Origin of the sequence: Vibrio rumoiensis (assembly GCF_002218045.2) — a bacterium.
Classification (GTDB): Bacteria; Pseudomonadota; Gammaproteobacteria; order Enterobacterales; family Vibrionaceae; genus Vibrio; species Vibrio rumoiensis.
In genome coordinates this window covers 1,894,867-1,913,233 of the sequence record NZ_AP018685.1, presented here as the reverse complement: position 1 = coordinate 1,913,233, position 18,367 = coordinate 1,894,867, and the positions used below count along the sequence as shown (strand labels likewise).

Sequence of the window (18,367 nt, the reverse complement as noted above, 5' to 3'; positions counted from 1 at the left end):
TGTCATCCTTTTTTGCTGTGTTTCGGGATCTAAGCTGAAGTTATCGTTGAGTGATACGGTTCAATCAACTTTAGCGTGAATCTGTAAGTCACCAATAACAGAGAGTGTTTGACATAATCGCTCAAATGCTTGCTTTAGTTTGTCCGTATCGATGTCAAGTTCTGTTAACCCTGAAATAAAGATATGAAACTGATCAGTGTGCTCATTGTGTTGGTTCGTCGCTGCTTTTTGGGTTTGAGCACTTAATTCTGAAATATTAATCTGATGATTAGAGAAAAATTGAGTAAAAGCTTCGGTTAAGCCCATTCGGTCTTCAGAGTTAATAGTACATTCAACTCTATAAGTATATTGCGGTGGTTGGTGCGGCGCCGTTCGTTTCATCACCACCATAAGGTCGTGCTCTGCGCTCATTGAAGGGAGTAAGGTTTCTATACGAGTAATCGCGTTGGTTTCACCTGATACCAACATGATTAGAGTAAATTCTTTACCAAATAATGCGATACGGCTATCGACGATGTTTCCACCTGAATGGGTAACGACTTGGGTTAAGCGATTGCAAATTCCAGGTCTATCTGAACCAACAGCGGTAATTACTAGATGATGAATCATAATCTCAACGTCCAAATTGAAATAATGGGATTATCTTATCATAGATAAAACTAGGCGACTTAAGTATATGTTGTAGGGATAAAATCTAGAGCTTTATATAGAGAAAGTAAACGAATGTCATTATTTCGTTTTAAATGTTGAGAAAGGGAAGGTGGCCCCTTGTCTTTATTGAGCTTGTTAAAGTAACATGTTACACCCAAGTGACTTCAAGATACGAGTTTCAGCAAGAATAAAATCAGCTTTAGACAAGGAAAACTGAACATGATCATAGTGATTCTATTTCTGTTCAATTTAACGGAGTATAAAGTTGGTTTTAACTTGTCCTTCGGGAGCTTCATCCAAACCTCTTCTTTTTTATAAGAGACAGGCAGCGTCAGATTGGTGTGAAAGGTGCTATTCCTTCGCTAATCTTCCTTGCCTAAAGGTTTGGGGGATAGCTCTGAATTGTGTATCTTGAAGTCACTTGGGTATATCGAATTTCATAAGGAGAGAAGCATGTTCTCAGGAAGCATAGTTGCACTAGTTACGCCTTTTAATCATCTCGATGAAGTCGATTATGATAGCCTTAAAAAACTAGTGGAATACCATATTGAATCAGGTTCAAGCGGTATCGTTGCGGTTGGAACAACTGGCGAGTCAGCGACGTTAACCGTTGAAGAACATGTCAAAGTTGTGAATAAAACGGTGGAGTTTGCAGCAGGAAGGATCCCTATTATTGCTGGTACAGGTGCTAATGCCACTCATGAAGCGGTGACATTCAGTCGTTTGCTAAATGATTCTGGTGTTGCAGGGTGTTTAAGTGTGACACCGTATTATAATAAGCCGACCCAAGAAGGTTTATACCAACATTATAAAGCGATTGCTGCGGTTAGCGAAGTACCCGTTATTCTTTATAATGTTCCGGGGCGTACAGGCGTTGATCTGTTGCCAGAGACCGTTGGTCGTTTATCTCAATTAGATAAAATCGTTGGGATTAAAGATGCAACTGGTGATTTATCTCGAGTGGATAAATTTCGTGAACTTTGTGGCGAAGAATTCATCTTACTAAGTGGTGACGATGCCACAGGCTTAGATTTTGTTAAACGTGGTGGTAATGGTGTTATTTCGGTAACCAACAACATCGCTGCGGCGGAAATGGCGAAAATGTTTAAACTTGCTGCAGAAGGCCAGTTAGATGAAGCGGATGCAATTAATCAAAAGCTGATGCCATTACATAAAAATTTATTTATTGAATCTAGCCCTATCCCAGTAAAATGGGCAGCACATAAGCTTGGTTTGATTGCTGAAGGTTATTTACGCTTGCCACTAACAGAGTTAACAGAATCTGGCCAAGAGATAGTGACTCAAGCACTTAAAGACGCTGGTATTCAATAAAAAATAGATCTGAAGCGTACGGCTTTAGATCTATTTTCAGGAGTTGTATCAACATGAAATTCTCTCACCAGTTAGTGATCAGTTCACTAGCGGTATTGGTATTGTCAGCGTGTGCTGGGGATCCGGAACAACGTCGACAAGCTAAAGATGATTTTGCTTATTTAGACACTTCTTTGGATCAGGAATGGGTGACTCTCCCTGATGCTCAGCCGCAGTTTTATCCTCAATACAATATTCCCCAAGGGGATTATAAGGGAAAATTAGGGCCTGACGTCGACATTCGTGCACCTCAACAGGTTTTAGAGTTGATCCCTGGTGCGCGAGTTGAAAAGCAAGATAGTGATGTCACCATTTGGTTGATTAGCCAAGATGAACTGAATAAAGTTTGGGATATGATTCATCGCATGGTGAATGAAAAAGACATTAAACTGCGTTCAGATAGTCCAACTTCACTAGAAACAGATTGGGTTAACCTGAGTGCGGAAGATGAGTCATATCCAATCGCTGGGCGCTATAAAGTCGATCGTTTAGAAATGTCTGGCCGTTATGGATTCCATGTGGCACTTGTGGAATGGAAAGAAAATAATGATGATATTGAGTTAACACCGGAAATTAAAGATCGTTATTCAAGCGCAATGGTGAACTACATTACGACTCAATATGATAAACAAGTGACAGAAGAAGCTCGTATTCGTGCTTTAGAGTTAATCAATAAAGTTCCGGTTACCATGGGTAAAGATAGAAGTGGCCTACCGGTTATTATTGCTCGAGCACCTTATGATCTTGTGTGGAGTAGACTTGAAAGTGTGCTTCCACAAATTGGCTTTAATATAGAAGATAAAAATCGCTCTCAAGGTACGATTGATACGACTTATAAGGCTCCCGACGATGAAGTGTGGCAAAGTTTAGGCGTTCAACCTTTGACTTTAGCAGATAAGAAATACACGTTATTAGTTGGTGACTTAGATAACCGTACCTCTATCAATGTGACGGATGACAATGGTAAACCAATTCCTCCTGAGGATTTGCAAGCCTTGATTCCCGCGTTAGAGGTATTGTTTGATATAAGTAAACAACCTTAATTTTTCTAAATTGAATAAAAAAACACCGCCCTTGTTGGCGGTGTTTTTTGTGTTGTGCGCCGAGCATGGCGTTGATCTAGGAGGTGAAAGTCCTCTACGGGCTTAGTCGAGCAAGAACCGTTAGCCTATGCAAGGGTGTTCACCGTGAGGTGAAATCTGAAGGAAGCAAATGGCAAAATTTGGTTATGACGAACAGAAACTTGATAGTAGGCTTGTGCAACTTGGGTAACCTTGCAACAGATAGAATAGCCCAATGCCTCGACGGGAAGTGTGTACAAGTAAATCAAGCATAACCAAAGGAAAGAGCAACGTCTTACCTCGGGAGATCTTACCGCCTGTCTTCAAGAAGACTAACGTCGCCGTGAGGCGTCGTGAAGGGTGATAAGAAGTCAGCCGAAGGCATAGTATTTTAAGTTAGTACAGCTTAAAAGAAGGCCTGAACCGAATACATCAAGAAGCAGTCGCAGGACACTCAAATTCAGTGGAGTCACAGCAACGATGAAAACCATCTCTCCGTCCCAATCGGTAATACCGCCAGTAGCACTGAGGGTGACGAAGCGTGACAAGCGAAATTGGCGTAGAAAGAAGGACGAGTCTTGGTAAACACATCTCAATTGCTGGAGAGCATCTGCGAACCAGCTAATCTGAACGAAGCACTACGCCGAGTCAAAAGCAATAAAGGTTGTGCGGGTGTCGATAAACTCAACATTGAAGCAACCATTAATCTGCTCAAGCAAAACGGAAATGGTCAGCAACTGCGACAATCTATTATAGATGGTAGTTACCAACCACAACCCGTACTAGGTGTAGAGATACCGAAATCCTCTGGAGGATTTCGACAGCTTGGGATCCCGACAGTGATCGATCGTATGGTTCAACAAGCCATCGTGATTAAACTAACGGAGATCCTTGAGCCAACATTTTCTTCAAATAGTTTTGGCTTTCGCCCGAACCGAAGTGCACGATGCACTTGTTCAAGGAAGCTATTACATTCGAAAAGGGAAAAGCTTTGTCGTTGATATCGATTTAGAAAAGTACTTTGATACTGTGAACCACGATCGGCTCATGCATCGTTTATCCAAACAAATTGAGGATAAACGGGTATTAAAACTAATTAGAAGATATCTACAATCTGGCCTGATGCGAAATGGTTTAATGGAGAAGAGGCAAAAGGGAACACCACAAGGTGGTCCCTTGTCTCCGCTACTATCAAACGTTGTATTAGATGAGCTTGATAAAGAGCTAGAAAGAAGAGGCCATAAGTTTTGTCGATATGCAGACGACTGCCAAATTTATGTCGGTAGTCAGGCAGCAGCAGAGCGGGTAAAAGCCTCAATAACGTCCTACTTGGAAGGCAAGTTAAAACTCAAGGTAAACCGAGAGAAAAGTGCAGCCACCCGAATAGAAAATAGACGCTATTTAAGCCACCGTTTCAAGAGCAATGGTGAAATTCAAATTTCACCAGAAGCCCTAACTCGAATGAAAAGACGAGTTAGACAAATAACGAAGCGGAACAGAGGAAGGGAGTTATCTCGTATAATCAAGGAGCTAACTCAATACCTCAGAGGTTGGCAGCATTACTTCAAACTAGCACTGAGGAAAAGAGTAATGACAAACCTAGACAGTTGGATAAGACGCCGACTGCGGTGCTACCGCCTAAAACAACGTAAGCGAAAATACAGCATAGCGACATGGCTTCAAAATAATGGAGTGAGTGAACGTAATGCTTGGAAAATCGCCATGTCAGATAAAGGTTGGTGGAAGTTATCACGTACACCTCAAGTAAATCATGCCATGTCAAATGTCAGATTCACTGAGATGGGGTTATATTCGTTACTAGATGGATATGACATACTGAAAATGTATTCGGAACCGCCGTATGCGACCCACGCTTGTGCGGTGGTGTGAGAGGACGGAGGCCGTGAGGCCCCCTCCTACTCGATTTAATTAGTGACTGGCCTAGTGAAGCTTGGTTTAAAAGCATCAATCTTCAGTTTTACTTGAATCGACTTTCTTTTTAGTACTAGGGGATTCATTCCCTTCATCTTGATCTTTTTGTTTATATATTTCGATCAGCTTATCAAGATCGGATTTTGCTTTTGGGTTTTTACGCACTAAATGAGATTTACCTAAATATTTCATTGATGCCAAATTACCGATCACAAATACGATAATGATAATACTAATAACCCAAGGGTTGAGCAGTAAGTCTATATCCATAAATCCTACTTAGTTGCGTTTTATTTACGCCACACTAATATTGCTGATATAGCGATTATATAAGCTTTCAGCGTGTTGAGATATTGATTTAACCCCCAAAAAAGGGTGCTTATCCCAAGTTTGTTTGAGTTTCTCTACCGACAGCTGGGCTAACATTGTTTGCCCGGTTGTAATATGACTAATATGCCAAGGCTCAATCGCCACACCACCTAAATCTTTTTGATAAGGGCGATAAAAGCCAAACTGAGGCATAGCTTCGGTTAGCCAATGGTTGAATTCTTTTTGATGACCAGTTTGGTACTCCCATGGTTCTAATTGTAGTTGAGTATCTGGAGGTAAGTGATTGTGGGCGTAGACATCTAACTCACAACCCCAATGATGGCGACTCGCACCAGGCAAAGCAGACCAACGCATGATCGCGTGAATCTTCTCGAGTTCTGTGAGTGTAGAACCGTCAAGAGGCTGGCTATCACTGTCCAAAATACTTCTGTCACCACTGAATTTGGCATTCCATATCATGACTTGACGAGAGTAGTCACGAAAGCTACTGGCAATCGAAAAATCAAAGCCATTCACTTGAGCATTGTCAATGAGCGCGAGTAATGGCGCTTTTATATCACGATGGATCAGAAACTCTTTTGTTCCCACCATAACACTGGTTAAGTGAGTTTGAGTTAATCCTGTGAGTTGCTCAAGTGAATAGTGTGTCATACAAATTATTTCTCAGTGAGACAATTTTCGAGTGTTTTTTGGTACATATCGGTTAACTTTTCTAAATCGGCAATTTTAACGCATTCGTTAACTTTATGAATAGTGGCATTCACAGGGCCAAGTTCCACAACTTGACTTCCCATTTGTGCAATGAAGCGTCCATCAGAAGTGCCACCTGTTGTGAGTAATTGAGCTGGTTGATGGTTCACCGATTTCACCGCTTCAACAACCGCGTCAATTAACGGGCCTTTATCGGTTAAGAATGGGTGGCCGTTTAATGTCCATTTGAGATCATAGTTCAATCCATGAGCATCCAACACAGAATGGACACGACGCTTAATTTCTACATCCGTTAATTCGGTACTGAAACGGAAATTAAATTGAACATGAAACTCACCAGGAATGACATTCGATGCGCCAGTGCCGGAAGCTAAATTAGGGATTTGAAAACTAGTTGGTGGAAAAAACTCATTACCGTTATCCCAAGTGGTTGCCGCAAGCTCAGCCAGTGCTGGCAGTGCTTGGTGTACTGGGTTATTCGCTAAATGTGGATAAGCGACATGCCCCTGGGTACCTATAATCGTTAGGTCTCCAGTAATGGAACCTCGACGGCCATTTTTGATTACATCACCAACATGAGTCGTACTGGAAGGTTCACCAACAATACACATATCAATAATTTCATTTCTTGCCATTAAAGTATCAACGACACGAGTTGTACCGTTGATGAAAGGGCCTTCTTCGTCTGAAGTAATCAGAAATGCAATTGAGCCTTGGTGATTGGGATGCTCAGCAAGGAAACGCTCGACTGCGACAATCATACAAGCCAGTGAACCTTTCATATCCGCCGCACCCCTAGCGTGCAAGTAACCATCAATGATCGTCGGTTCAAATGGAGGAGTGTGCCATTGTTCTAATGGACCAGATGGGACAACGTCAGTATGCCCTGCAAAAGCAAATAATGGGGCGTTAGAGCCGCGTCGAGCCCAAAAGTTAGTGGTATCTTCAAACACCATTACTTCGATTTCAAATCCAAGTGCTTTTAAACGTTCAATCATTAAATCTTGGCAACCCGCATCTTCTGGCGTTACCGATTGGCGCTTTAATAAATCTTGCGCAAGAGTGAGTACGGGACTGTCTGACATCCTTGTTATTTCCTTACTTTAATAGAGTTTCATAGTCAGCAGCTTTAAATCCAATTAATGCTGCTGTGTCGGTCAATAAAATCGGACGCTTAATCATTGCTGGGTTCTCGACCAGTAATAGAAGTGCGTTTTCTGCATTTAGAGTATTTTTTTTCTCATCGGTTAATTGGCGGTAAGTCGTTCCGCGCTTATTAACAACGGTTTCCCAACCAAACTGTTGGCAAAATAATGAGACTAACTCGGTATCAATACCCTCTTTACGATAATCATGAAAGTGATACTCGACGCCGTTAGCATCTAACCATTTCTTGGCTTTTTTTATCGTGTCACAATTTGGTATGCCATACATGGTAATCATTATTTACGGTCCCTTTTACTTTGGTTTGATACCGGTTTTACGGATTAACGTTTGTTATCTAGCAATCTAAACTTTCTAAAGCCTTAGCTTTATTTATGTAACGAATCGTACACAATTCAGCGTGTTAATGCACTTGTTTCCATGCTTATAAATCGGGTGAAATAAGAGGCAAGGATTTGTATGGCTTCGGATTGATCCTACGCAAAATGGTATTCAGCATTTATGGTGATAATAGGCTCAATTGTTTTTATTGATCTCATCGGTCATTGTTTGAGGATATCACTGTGGAGCTTAGCCCTGTATTTGCAAGGCGTCTTTATATCGCGCTGTTGATTAAAGACTTAGAACGACCAAATGTGCCTAAATTAATGGAAAGAACGGGGTGGCCACGACGAACCATTCAAGACGTACTGAAGGCGTTGCCAGCGATCGGCATTCATTTGTCATTTGTACAAGATGGCCGTCGTCATAATGATGGATATTACACGGTAAATAACTGGGGGCCATTTGATGTGAGAATTCTTAAACAGTGGCAATCTGATATTGCTCAGTTTTTAGATTTAGCTCAATAGCCCAGTTGTCGTGTTATTTCTGTAGCAAAAAATAAATGCCAAAACCAATCCAGCTGATAATGAGAAATACCCATGGCAATGCAGAGCGATTAACCGATTCACCGTGGTTGTTAGCGTTTAATTCAGAGCTCAATTTCTCTTGGGATTGGTTGGTTTTTTGAGATTGTTTTTTACGTAATTTATCCGCTTCTCTGAGTTTTTCTTTGTGCTGCTTCTTATATAAAGCGATACCTTTTTCAATGCCTTGAGCGATTAACTTGGTTTGCTCTTTAGTTTGCCCCGGTTTTTGGATCGACTTTGCGACAGTCAGTGCGTCTTGTTGTGTTTCTGGTGAGATATTTTTTTTATTTACTTTCATCTTAATGGGATCATTCTTTGTTAAAGTAGTACAAGCGAGGGATATTCCCTAGACTAACATAACCGTAGCAAAGGGATGAAGACCACTGTGCAATATGCGATAACTTATAGTGTCGATGACTATGATAAAAATGGCTTTCTTAAACCACCAATGTGGTTATGGTTAAGTTGGTTATTTTTAGCGAAAGCTTGGATTGTCTTTATCATTGCGAGTGCCAGTCGGACGATGAGTGCAAAATTGCTATCCATTATTTATCCAGTTACGGATAGCCTTTATTTAGGGTTAATGGTTGGGTTGCCTATTGTGATCTTGGCTTGGACAATTTCCTTACGCAGGCCTGAGCGTCAATGGCTAAATAAAATACTCGCCTTTGGACGTAGTTATACGGCCGCTATTGTATTGGCACAATTTGTCATAACCCTTTATCATTTATCTCAAACTCAATGGCTATTTAATTGGAGTGATGCATTAACCTTACTTGGTTTAGTGTGGTTATTAATGTATTTATTTCAATCACAAAGAGTAAAAGACACTTTTTCCATTCCGAATGTAATGTAATACCTGCGTTGTGAGGTTAATCATGACGATAAAAAATCGAATAAGGAAGTATCCATGTCGAAACCACAATCCGCAATTATACCTGAAGTTAACCCATTTTCTTTACAGTGCTTGCTGAAGATCAAGACCAACCACTCCCATGTATTAAAGCAATTAAAATTATTGCCAGAGTTGGTGTCATCTCTAAATGATCAGCAACCTAACTCAAACCTTTATTTATCATTAGCTTTTACTCATTCATTCTGGTTGAAAACGAACCAAACTATGCCTCACGAGTTAGAGCCATTTGTTGAACTAGGTTCAGGAGATACTATCGCACCGGCAACGGAAGTCGATGTCTTACTGCATTGCCACTCCAACCGCCATGATTTGCACTTTTATATATTGCGTAAGCTTATGACTGAAATTAGTGATGATGTTGAGGTTGTCGATGAAACTTATGGTTATCGTTTCTTAGATAGCCGTGATATGACTGATTTTATTGATGGGACAGAAAATCCTGAAGGCGATGAGCGTCGCCAAGTTGCAGTGATTCCTGATGGTGAGTTTGCAGGTGGTAGCTATGTTATGCTTCAACGTTATGTCCATGACTTACCTGCTTGGAATCGTTTGAATGTTGCCGCACAAGAAAAAGTGATTGGCCGAACTAAGCCTGATTCGGTTGAGTTAGATAACGTTCCAGCTCAATCTCATGTTGGCCGTGTTGATATTAAAGAAGAGGGTAAAGGGTTAAAAATGGTTCGCCATAGCTTACCTTATGGCAGCGTATCAGGAGAGCACGGTTTATTGTTTATTGCTTACTGTAATCGCCTACATAACTTTAAAGTATTGCTTGGGAGCATGTTCGGTGAAACTGATGGTAAGACTGACCATTTATTGCGTTTTACTCAAGCTGTAACCGGTGCTTATTTCTTTGCACCATCAGAAGAAATGTTGTCTAAATTAGCGTTAGCTTAATATGAATAGTATGGCCCACTAATTAGCATGTGAGCTTGTAAAACAGTCGCGAGTTAGTGGGTTATATTTTTTGTATGTTGAGCGTGCTATTTGGAATTAGTATGATTTTCGAGTATGAGATAGTTGCTTAGTTTTATCTTATGAGTTTATTTCAGATATAAAAAAACGCTGCCCATGAGCAGCGTTTTTTATATCACAAAGAAAATTACTTAGTGATACGGATAACTGGTGTTTCACCAACAACAACGTTACCAGAAAGCTTGCTTAGCTCTTTGATTTCGTCCATGTTAGAGATAACAACAGGAGTCAGTGTAGATTTTGCATTTTCTTGTAGGTATGCAAGATCAAATTCGATGATAGTGTCGCCTGCTTTCACAGTTTGACCTTCTTCAGCGATACGAGTGAAACCTTCACCTTTTAGTTCAACAGTGTCGATACCAAAGTGAACGAATAGTTCGATACCATCGTCAGACTCGATAGAGAATGCGTGGTTAGTTTCAAAAATTTTACCGATTGTACCGTTTACTGGTGCAACCATTTTGTCGCCATTTGGTTTGATAGCAATACCGTCACCAACGATTTTCTCAGCGAAAACCACATCAGGCACATCTTCGATGTTTACGATTTCACCAGAAAGTGGTGCGATAATTTCAATCGCGCCTGCATCAGCTGTGTCGTCAGATACTAGCTTCTTAAGTTTGTCAAACAGACCCATGTTGTGCTCCTAAGCAGTTAACTTTTTAATCTTTAATTAAAAGATTATATTCTTAATTCGATTTTTCTGCGATAAATTTATCAACGCAAGCTTCGATTTCTGCCGCAGTTGGTAGAGCAAGAGCTTCTTCAGCCATTGCTTTTACTTCTGCGAAGTTTGAGTTACGGATGATTTTCTTAACGCGCGGGATAGAAATACCGCTCATGCTGAATTCATCTAAGCCCATACCCAATAGTAGTAGGGTAGCACGCTCATCACCCGCTAGCTCACCACACATACCAGTCCACTTGCCTTCTTTGTGTGATGCATCAATAACTTGTTTGATCACAGTTAGCACAGCTGGAGATAGTGGGTTATAGAGGTGAGAAATTAACTCATTACCACGGTCAACTGCAAGAGTATATTGAGTTAAGTCGTTTGTGCCAATACTAAAGAATGAAACTTCTTTCGCTAGGTGGTGAGCAATCGCTGCCGCTGCAGGTGTTTCCACCATGACGCCAATCTCGATATCTTCATCGAATGCCACACCTTCACTGCGAAGTTCAGCTTTGTACTCTTCAATGGCGGCTTTAAGTTCGCGGATCTCTTCAACAGAGATAATCATTGGGAACATGATGCGAAGCTTACCGTGTGCTGATGCGCGTAAAATACCACGTAATTGGTCTTTTAGAATTTCACGACGGTCCAAGCTGATACGTACTGCACGCCAGCCTAAGAACGGGTTCATTTCTTGTGGTAGATCCATGTATGGAAGATCTTTGTCACCACCGATATCCATAGTACGGATAATGACGGCTTGATCACCCATTGCTTCAGCAACTTCTTTATAAGCTTTGTATTGTTCTTCTTCAGTTGGAAGAGAATCACGATCCATAAATAGGAATTCGGTACGGTATAGACCAACACCTTCACCACCGTTACGAATAATACCGTCACAGTCTTTAACTGTACCAATGTTACCGCAAACTTCTACGTGGTGATCGTCGAGAGTGACGGCTGGAAGGTCTTTCAATTTGGCTAATTCTTCTTTTTCAGCAAAGAAGTTATCGCGAATTGATTTTGCTTCTTCAAGCTCAGAGTCAGAAGGGTTGACGATGATTTTGTTGTTAATTGCATCCAAAATCAAAATGTCGCCGTTAGACACTTGCTTAGTAATGTCGTTAGTACCCACAATTGCTGGAAGTTCAAGTGAACGAGCCATGATAGAAGTGTGAGATGTACGACCACCGATGTCACACGCAAAGCCTAAAACGAATTCTAGATTGATTTGTGCTGTTTCCGATGGTGTTAAGTCATTAGCAACAAGAATAACTTCTTCATTGATTGCACTTAACGATACGATGTTAATGCCTAGTGCATTTTTAACAAAACGTGTACCGATATCGCGGATATCGGTAGCACGTTCTTTAAGGTAGTCATCATCAAGAGACTCAAGTGCTGTCGCTTGTTCTTCAATCACAGTATGGATTGCAAGGCCAGCAGACATTTTGTCTGATTTGATGAGGGCTAAAATTTCTTCTTCTAGCTCTTCATCTTCAAGCAACATGATGTGTCCTTCGAAGATAGCTTCTTTTTCTTCACCGAAGGTTTCAAGTGCTTTTTGTTTAATGCCTTCTAATTGCTCAGAAGATTTATTACGAGCATCAAAGAAGCGTTTTACTTCTGCTTCAACTTGATCGTCCGAAATAGGTGTTTTATTTAGGACAATTTCATCTTCTTGAAGAAGTAGTGCTTTACCGAAAGCAATACCAGGAGATGCTAGAATTCCAGAAATCATAGCCTTACCTTAATTTGTTCAAATATAAAAAGTAAAAATACCGTGAATCACAGATGTGATTAGTGTAGTTGATCCATTAGAGCAACTAGGTGATCAACAGCCGCTTCAGCTTGAGGACCTTCTGCAGAAATAGTGACTACAGTGCCTTTTACTAGGCCAAGAGTTTGTAGTTTGAAAAGGCTCTTAGCACTTGCGCTTTTGCCGTTAGAAGTCACTGTGATATCAGCATCGAACGCTTTAGCTTCTTTAACGAATTGTGCAGCAGGACGAGTGTGAAGGCCGTTTTCTGCAGTGATTTCTACTTGCTTCTGATACATGTGTGTTACCCCGATTAATTTGCTTTTTGTTGGAAACTGAAAAGTAGTTTAGCTTACCTTCTTATTTATCGCTTCGCTAGCGAAGAAATTAAGTGGCACTAATCGATTGCTTTCAGTCATCACTTATCATTTATTTATTTTCAGTTAACTAATCTTAGTTGGTTAATTAACAGGCTTCTTTATTTTGAAGCTAAAAATAAAACATCCCGATTATCACTAAAGGAGTGGTAGGGATCAACAAAAAAGCCCCATAAAGGAGCTTTTTTCCGAGAAAAATTGATTTGGACCAGTTTTACTGCTCGTTCTCTTTCTCACTAAAGATACCTGAAAATAGCGCAGTGCTGAGATATCTCTCACCTGAGCTTGGTAATATAGCTACAATCATTTTCCCTTCAAATTCAGGTAGTTCAGCTATTTTATTGGCTGCGACAATTGCTGCTCCAGAGGAAATTCCAGCTAGAATACCTTCTTCTTCCATCAAGCGGCGAGCCATAACAATCGCTTCATCTGAAGTGACTGAAATAACTTTATCAATTAACTCTAAATCAAGGTTACCAGGGATAAAACCAGCACCGATGCCTTGGATTTTGTGTGGAGCGGGTTGAATTTCTTCTCCTGCAAGTGCTTGAGCGATTACTGGTGATTCAGCTGGCTCTACCGCGACGGTTGTCACTGCTTTACCTTTGGTATTCTTCAAGTAACGGCTAGTACCGGTTAAAGTACCACCAGTACCGACACCGGATACAAACACATCAACTTGTCCATCCGTTGCATCCCAAATTTCTGGGCCGGTTGTTTGTTCATGAATCGCTGGGTTAGCTGGGTTATTAAACTGCTGCAGTAAAAGGTACTTACTAGGATCGCTTGCGACAATTTCTTCAGCTTTTGCAATTGCACCTTTCATACCTTTAGCGGCTTCGGTTAACTCTAAGTTTGCCCCAAGTGCTTTTAGTAACTTACGGCGTTCTAGGCTCATTGATTCAGGCATTGTAAGGGTCAATTTATAACCACGAGCGGCAGCTACGTACGCAAGTGCAATACCAGTATTACCACTGGTCGGCTCGACTAGTTCAACACCAGGCTTTAGTAAACCGGCTTTTTCTGCTTCCCATACCATGTTGGCACCAATACGGCATTTTACGCTGAAGCTAGGGTTACGTGCTTCAATCTTGGCTAAAACATTACCTTTACTAACACGGTTTAAGCGTACAAGAGGAGTATTACCAATAGTTTGAGAGTTATCTTCGTAAATCTTTGTCATGTTGATGTTCCTTCATTACACGGTAGGGTGTGAATTGATAAGCACTTTATTAGTACATGGTTAAAAGCATAAATCTACAGTCAATAAGGTGAAAGGAATAAATGGTTATATGATATGGAGAAAAGTCTGACTAGCAGTATCGTGACTGAAATACGCTGTAATCAGAGGTGGGATCACAGCGTTTAATCAAGTTTATTGGTTATTCAGTGCCTTGTAACGATCTACCCACATTGCTGTCGCACCACAGACCGCAATCGGCATAACAAATAGATTGACAATAGGTACCATAGTACAAAGGGCGACTGAGCCCCCAAAGCTATACGCTCTCCATTTGTCATCTTTAAGATTATTCTTCATTTTTGGAAAGGTAACTTTATGATTATCAAAAGGATAATCACAATATTGTATTGCCATCATCCATGCTGAAAAAGCAAACCATAATACAGGACCGAGTGTTTGACCTAGCGCTGGTATTAACAACAGAATAAATAATCCTAGAGCTTTAGGCAGGTAGTATTTTAGTTTTACCCACTCTCTATGCAGAATTCTGGGCGTGTCTTTAATTAATGAAAATAAGTTTTGGTCTGCAGGTCCTTGACCCGTTAATTGGATTTCTAATTTCTCGGCAAGAAGTCCATTAAAGGGGGCTGCAATCCAGTTTGCCACTGTACTAAAAAAATAACTGAATGTTGCTATGATGGTGATACCTAATAAAGGCAATAATAGATAAGATAACCAAGACAACATATCTGGAAGTGTGCCTAGCCAATTGTCTAGCCAATCGCTGAGATTACTATATAAGTAAAACAATGAGCCACCGAATAACATTATGTTTGTGAGTAGTGGTAAAATGACAAAACGACGAATGCCCGGCTTGAAACATAATTGAGCTCCGTAAATAAAGTAACCAAAACCAGTTTTGGGTGGTTGAGGGGCTCTCAAATTAGGGGTTGGTGATGACATGAACACTCCATGGATAAGGTACAAGCGTAATCTTTATTCTACTGTTATAGATAAATAAGAAAAGAGCGATGAGCTGAAGAGGTCTAAAATCTCACCAATAAAACAGGTATATTTTCCATTGAAACTTTGATTCACGTTGAGAGATATTGTAATCCTGATATCTAAAGGTGACTTGAGGATAAATTTTTTGGTAAAGTAATCAATAGTTTTATACAAACCACTCATTTAGCCATTTCTATGGCATGATAAGACACAATTGAACATCCATAATGGCTTTTTGTAATTCAACAAGTTGAGTGATGGTTTTGATAATTACATTAATAGTTGAGAGTGACAAATGCAGGAATTGCGACTAGTACTCATTATTGTAGGTGGACTGGCGATTGCGGGTTTACTGGTACATGGTATCTGGACAAGTAAAAAAGAAGGTAAAGCGAAATTCGCGGATAAACCTTTAAATAAAATGGAACCAAAGGTTGATACCCCACTTGCCGATGACGTTGATGAAGGTATTGTTTCACATGCTACGCCAGTAAAAGAGCGTAAAGAGCCTGCGTTTCATGTTGATGAATCAGAAGAAGAAATCGATCCATTATTTGGTCGATCTGACGTGTCTTTTGCCGCAACGGATGATTCTGAGGTAGCGGAAGCCGAAAATGAAGTCGCATTAACGGCAGATGAACCGGTCGCAAAAAAGACGCAAGTACATCAGTCGATGTCTGGATCAGAAGTTGCACCAGATGGCATTTCCACTGGACCTACTTCTAACCCTCGGAATGTTGAAAAGCCTGAAGCACAGAAGCCATCATCTAAAAATGAAATGGAAGTCATCATCTTCCATGTTCATGCTGCGGGATCATCGGAGTTTGTTGGTACTCAGTTATTTGACAGTATGCAGCAACATGGGTTGCATTATGGCGCTATGGATATTTTCCACTGCCATGCTGATATTTCTGGAACTGGTAAAGTCTTATTTAGTGTCGCTAATATGATGAACCCTGGGACTTTGGCCCATGATGACCCAGCAACATTCAGTACCAAGGGTATTTCATTCTTTATGACTTTGCCTTGTTTTGGCGACGCAGATCAAAACTTCAAGCTTATGCTTAGGACGGCTCAGCAAATTGCTGACGATTTGGGGGCCAATGTATTAGATGATAAACGCAATCTAATGACACCGAATAGACTATCGGCTTATCGTCAACAGATTCGTGATTATGTTGCAAGAAATGCAGACGCTGAGTAAATATCAGCTGGCTATGAAAAAATAATAGAAACGAAGATTCAGGCTCCTTCATTAGGAGCCTTTTTTATGAATACTTCTTTTATGAATAAGAACTATCAGGTAAAGGCAATGAGTAACTCAATTGAACAAAAAATAGAGCAATTAAGAGAGACACTTCACCACCATGGTGTCCGTTATTACGTCGAAGATAACCCTGAAATTACCGATGCGGAATATGACCGCTTAATGCGAGAGTTGATCGCGTTAGAAAAAGAGCACCCTGAATTTCTTTCTGAGTCGTCGCCATCCATGAGAGTGGGAGGAAAACCACTCGATGGTTTTACACAAGTGAAACACGAAATTCCAATGCTTTCATTAGATAACGCATTCGAAGAAAGTGAATTAGATAATTTTCATAAAAAAATCGTAACTCGTCTAAAAAACAAACAATGTAATACGTATTGTTGTGAACCCAAGTTGGATGGCCTTGCCGTTAGTCTTCTGTACGAGAATGGTGTCTTGGTCCAAGCGGCAACGCGTGGTGATGGTGCAACTGGAGAGAACATCACCGCTAATGTTAAAACCATTAAATCTATACCACTAAAATTACAAGGTGAAAATTGGCCACAACGAATTGAAGTGCGTGGCGAAGTTTTCATGTTGTTGGATGGTTTTAATGTTTTTAATGAAAAGGCGTTAAAAAATGGGACTAAGCCGTTTGCGAACCCCCGTAATGCGGCGGCTGGTAGTTTGCGCCAATTAGATTCTAAAGTTACCGCAACTCGTCCTTTAAGTTTTTATGCTTATAGTGTTGGGGTTATCGAAGGTGGCTCTTTACCACAAAGTCATTATCAACGCTTTTTAACTCTGAAATCTTGGGGACTCCCAATGTGTCCAGAGACGAAAGTGGTTGAAGGGCTGGAAAATGTGAAAGCTTATTACCAAGATATTTTACAGCGCCGTGGTGAGCTCGCTTATGAAATTGACGGTGTTGTGATCAAAGTTGACGATATAGTGTTGCAAGAAGAGCTTGGCTTTGTGGCTCGAGCACCTCGCTGGGCGATTGCTTATAAGTTTCCTGCTCAAGAAGAAATGACACGTTTAAATGATGTGGAATTTCAAGTTGGTCGTACTGGAGCGATAACCCCAGTAGCTAAACTAGAGCCGGTTTATGTCGGCGGCGTGACAGTGAGTAATGCCACATTACATAATGCAGATGAAATTGAGCGTTTAGATGTGCATATTGGTGATACCGTGATTGTTCGTAGAGCGGGAGATGTTATCCCTAAAATTGTTGGGGTTGTGCCAGATAGACGCCCAGCAGATGCGATACGTGTTATCTATCCAACACAATGCCCAGTTTGCCACTCAGATGTCGAACGCATTGAAGGAGAAGCAGTGACTCGCTGTACGGGGGGCTTAATTTGCCAAGCTCAACGGATTGAAGCTTTGAAGCACTTTGTATCACGTAAAGCAATGGATGTGGATGGACTCGGTGTTAAAGTGATAGAGCAATTAGTCGAAAAAGAAATGGTCCAAACTCCCGCTGATTTGTTTAAGTTGTCTGCCGGAGTCATTACCGTTTTAGACCGACTCGGACCTAAATCCGCGCAAAATATAGTGAATGCTTTAGAGGCTGCGAAAGAAACTACATTACCGCGTTTTCTCTATTCATTGGGTATCAGGGAAGTTGGAGAGGCGACAGCACAAAACCTTGCATTGCATTTCCAAACGTTAAATAAAGTCAGAGCCTCGACGAAAGAAGAACTGATTGAAGTACCCGATGTTGGTCAAATAGTGGCAGAACATATCGTCCATTTCTTTTCAGAAGAAAATAACCAAAAAGTCATCGATGACCTTATAGAACAAGGTGTTCATTGGCCGGATATTGAGGTTAGTATTGATCCGGAATCTCTTCCTTTGAAAGATAAAACCGTAGTTATCACAGGGTCATTTTCGCACTTAAATCGTAATGATGCTAAAGCAGCACTGCAAGCATTGGGAGCTAAAGTGTCTGGTAGTGTCTCCAAAAAAACCGATATTTTATTTGCAGGAGAAGCGGCAGGGTCTAAGCTCGCTAAGGCTCAAGAGCTAGGTGTTGAGATTCAAACAGAAGAGCAATTACTTGCAATATTGAATTCATAATCTTTATTTAAAAAATAAAT

The 18,367-nt window shown here is 40.8% G+C and carries 19 protein-coding genes and 1 pseudogene; 9 read left to right on the top strand and 11 right to left on the bottom strand.

The features are described from left to right. Nucleotides 1-60: 60 nt before the first annotated feature. The gene (locus tag VRUMOI_RS08770; protein ID WP_089140618.1) at nt 61-609 is read right to left on the bottom strand and encodes a glycine cleavage system protein R; all 549 of its coding nucleotides are present in this window, start codon (nt 607-609) and stop codon (nt 61-63) included. A gap of 495 nt (nt 610-1,104) precedes the next feature. On the opposite strand from VRUMOI_RS08770, the gene dapA reads away from it, so the two are divergent. The 4 genes and pseudogenes from dapA (at nt 1,105) to VRUMOI_RS19680 (ending at nt 4,973) form a co-directional block, all read left to right on the top strand. Next, complete coding sequence (gene dapA / locus VRUMOI_RS08765) at nt 1,105-1,983, top strand: 4-hydroxy-tetrahydrodipicolinate synthase (protein WP_089140619.1); 879 nt, start codon at nt 1,105-1,107, stop codon at nt 1,981-1,983. A 53-nt stretch (nt 1,984-2,036) separates the two neighbouring features. Then, nucleotides 2,037-3,065, top strand: coding sequence for an outer membrane protein assembly factor BamC (gene bamC / locus VRUMOI_RS08760; RefSeq protein ID WP_089140620.1), 1,029 nt, complete (start codon nt 2,037-2,039; stop codon nt 3,063-3,065). 869 nt (nt 3,066-3,934) lie between these two features. Next, nucleotides 3,935-4,436, top strand: a pseudogene (locus VRUMOI_RS19685) (reverse transcriptase domain-containing protein); the annotation flags it as partial. Nucleotides 4,437-4,544: 108 nt separating this feature from the next. After that, on the top strand, nt 4,545-4,973 hold the full coding sequence (locus VRUMOI_RS19680) for a group II intron maturase-specific domain-containing protein (protein ID WP_331813021.1): 429 nt from the start codon (nt 4,545-4,547) through the stop codon (nt 4,971-4,973). A 75-nt stretch (nt 4,974-5,048) separates the two neighbouring features. Here the strand turns inward: VRUMOI_RS19680 and VRUMOI_RS08750 are convergent, their stop codons facing one another. From VRUMOI_RS08750 to VRUMOI_RS08735, 4 genes are read right to left on the bottom strand one after another with little or no spacing between them, the layout of a single operon-like run. Continuing rightward, nucleotides 5,049-5,285 (bottom strand): DUF2897 domain-containing protein, encoded by a 237-nt coding sequence (locus VRUMOI_RS08750; RefSeq protein WP_089140095.1) that lies wholly within the window; start codon nt 5,283-5,285, stop codon nt 5,049-5,051. Between the two features lie 24 nt (nt 5,286-5,309). After that, complete coding sequence (locus VRUMOI_RS08745; protein ID WP_089140096.1) at nt 5,310-5,996, bottom strand: M15 family metallopeptidase; 687 nt, start codon at nt 5,994-5,996, stop codon at nt 5,310-5,312. Nucleotides 5,997-6,001: 5 nt separating this feature from the next. Further along, the gene (gene dapE, locus VRUMOI_RS08740; RefSeq protein WP_089140097.1) at nt 6,002-7,141 is read right to left on the bottom strand and encodes a succinyl-diaminopimelate desuccinylase; all 1,140 of its coding nucleotides are present in this window, start codon (nt 7,139-7,141) and stop codon (nt 6,002-6,004) included. Between the two features lie 13 nt (nt 7,142-7,154). Next, on the bottom strand, nt 7,155-7,502 hold the full coding sequence (locus tag VRUMOI_RS08735; protein WP_089140098.1) for an ArsC family reductase: 348 nt from the start codon (nt 7,500-7,502) through the stop codon (nt 7,155-7,157). 281 nt (nt 7,503-7,783) lie between these two features. On the opposite strand from VRUMOI_RS08735, the gene VRUMOI_RS08730 reads away from it, so the two are divergent. Further along, on the top strand, nt 7,784-8,071 hold the full coding sequence (locus VRUMOI_RS08730; protein ID WP_089140099.1) for a helix-turn-helix domain-containing protein: 288 nt from the start codon (nt 7,784-7,786) through the stop codon (nt 8,069-8,071). Nucleotides 8,072-8,084: 13 nt separating this feature from the next. Here VRUMOI_RS08730 and VRUMOI_RS08725 read toward each other — a convergent pair whose 3' ends face one another. After that, nucleotides 8,085-8,429: a DUF2956 domain-containing protein gene (locus VRUMOI_RS08725; protein ID WP_089140100.1), complete on the bottom strand. Its 345-nt coding sequence runs from the start codon at nt 8,427-8,429 to the stop codon at nt 8,085-8,087. Nucleotides 8,430-8,504: 75 nt separating this feature from the next. Between VRUMOI_RS08725 and VRUMOI_RS08720 the strand changes: the two genes are divergently transcribed. After that, entirely contained in the window at nt 8,505-8,987 is a 483-nt protein-coding gene (locus VRUMOI_RS08720) for a DUF2919 domain-containing protein (protein ID WP_089140101.1), read from the top strand. 54 nt (nt 8,988-9,041) lie between these two features. Continuing rightward, nucleotides 9,042-9,944 (top strand): Dyp-type peroxidase, encoded by a 903-nt coding sequence (locus VRUMOI_RS08715; RefSeq protein WP_089140102.1) that lies wholly within the window; start codon nt 9,042-9,044, stop codon nt 9,942-9,944. Between the two features lie 205 nt (nt 9,945-10,149). Here the strand turns inward: VRUMOI_RS08715 and crr are convergent, their stop codons facing one another. From crr to cysZ, 5 genes are all read right to left on the bottom strand, one after another. Beyond that, nucleotides 10,150-10,659, bottom strand: a complete 510-nt coding sequence (crr, locus tag VRUMOI_RS08710) for a PTS glucose transporter subunit IIA (RefSeq protein WP_089140103.1) — start codon at nt 10,657-10,659, stop codon at nt 10,150-10,152. A gap of 52 nt (nt 10,660-10,711) precedes the next feature. After that, entirely contained in the window at nt 10,712-12,436 is a 1,725-nt protein-coding gene (gene ptsI / locus VRUMOI_RS08705; RefSeq protein ID WP_089140104.1) for a phosphoenolpyruvate-protein phosphotransferase PtsI, read from the bottom strand. A 59-nt stretch (nt 12,437-12,495) separates the two neighbouring features. Then, nucleotides 12,496-12,753 carry an HPr family phosphocarrier protein gene (locus tag VRUMOI_RS08700; RefSeq protein ID WP_027696971.1) on the bottom strand — a complete coding sequence of 86 codons (258 nt, stop codon included), beginning with the start codon at nt 12,751-12,753 and terminating at the stop codon, nt 12,496-12,498. A gap of 292 nt (nt 12,754-13,045) precedes the next feature. Further along, entirely contained in the window at nt 13,046-14,014 is a 969-nt protein-coding gene (cysK, locus tag VRUMOI_RS08695; RefSeq protein WP_089140105.1) for a cysteine synthase A, read from the bottom strand. Between the two features lie 192 nt (nt 14,015-14,206). Then, entirely contained in the window at nt 14,207-14,977 is a 771-nt protein-coding gene (gene cysZ / locus VRUMOI_RS08690; RefSeq protein ID WP_089140106.1) for a sulfate transporter CysZ, read from the bottom strand. Between the two features lie 337 nt (nt 14,978-15,314). Here cysZ and zipA point away from each other — a divergent pair, with 337 nt between their 5' ends. Further along, on the top strand, nt 15,315-16,223 hold the full coding sequence (zipA, locus tag VRUMOI_RS08685) for a cell division protein ZipA (RefSeq protein ID WP_089140107.1): 909 nt from the start codon (nt 15,315-15,317) through the stop codon (nt 16,221-16,223). Nucleotides 16,224-16,331: 108 nt separating this feature from the next. Continuing rightward, complete coding sequence (gene ligA / locus VRUMOI_RS08680; protein WP_089140247.1) at nt 16,332-18,347, top strand: NAD-dependent DNA ligase LigA; 2,016 nt, start codon at nt 16,332-16,334, stop codon at nt 18,345-18,347. Nucleotides 18,348-18,367 lie beyond the last annotated feature (20 nt).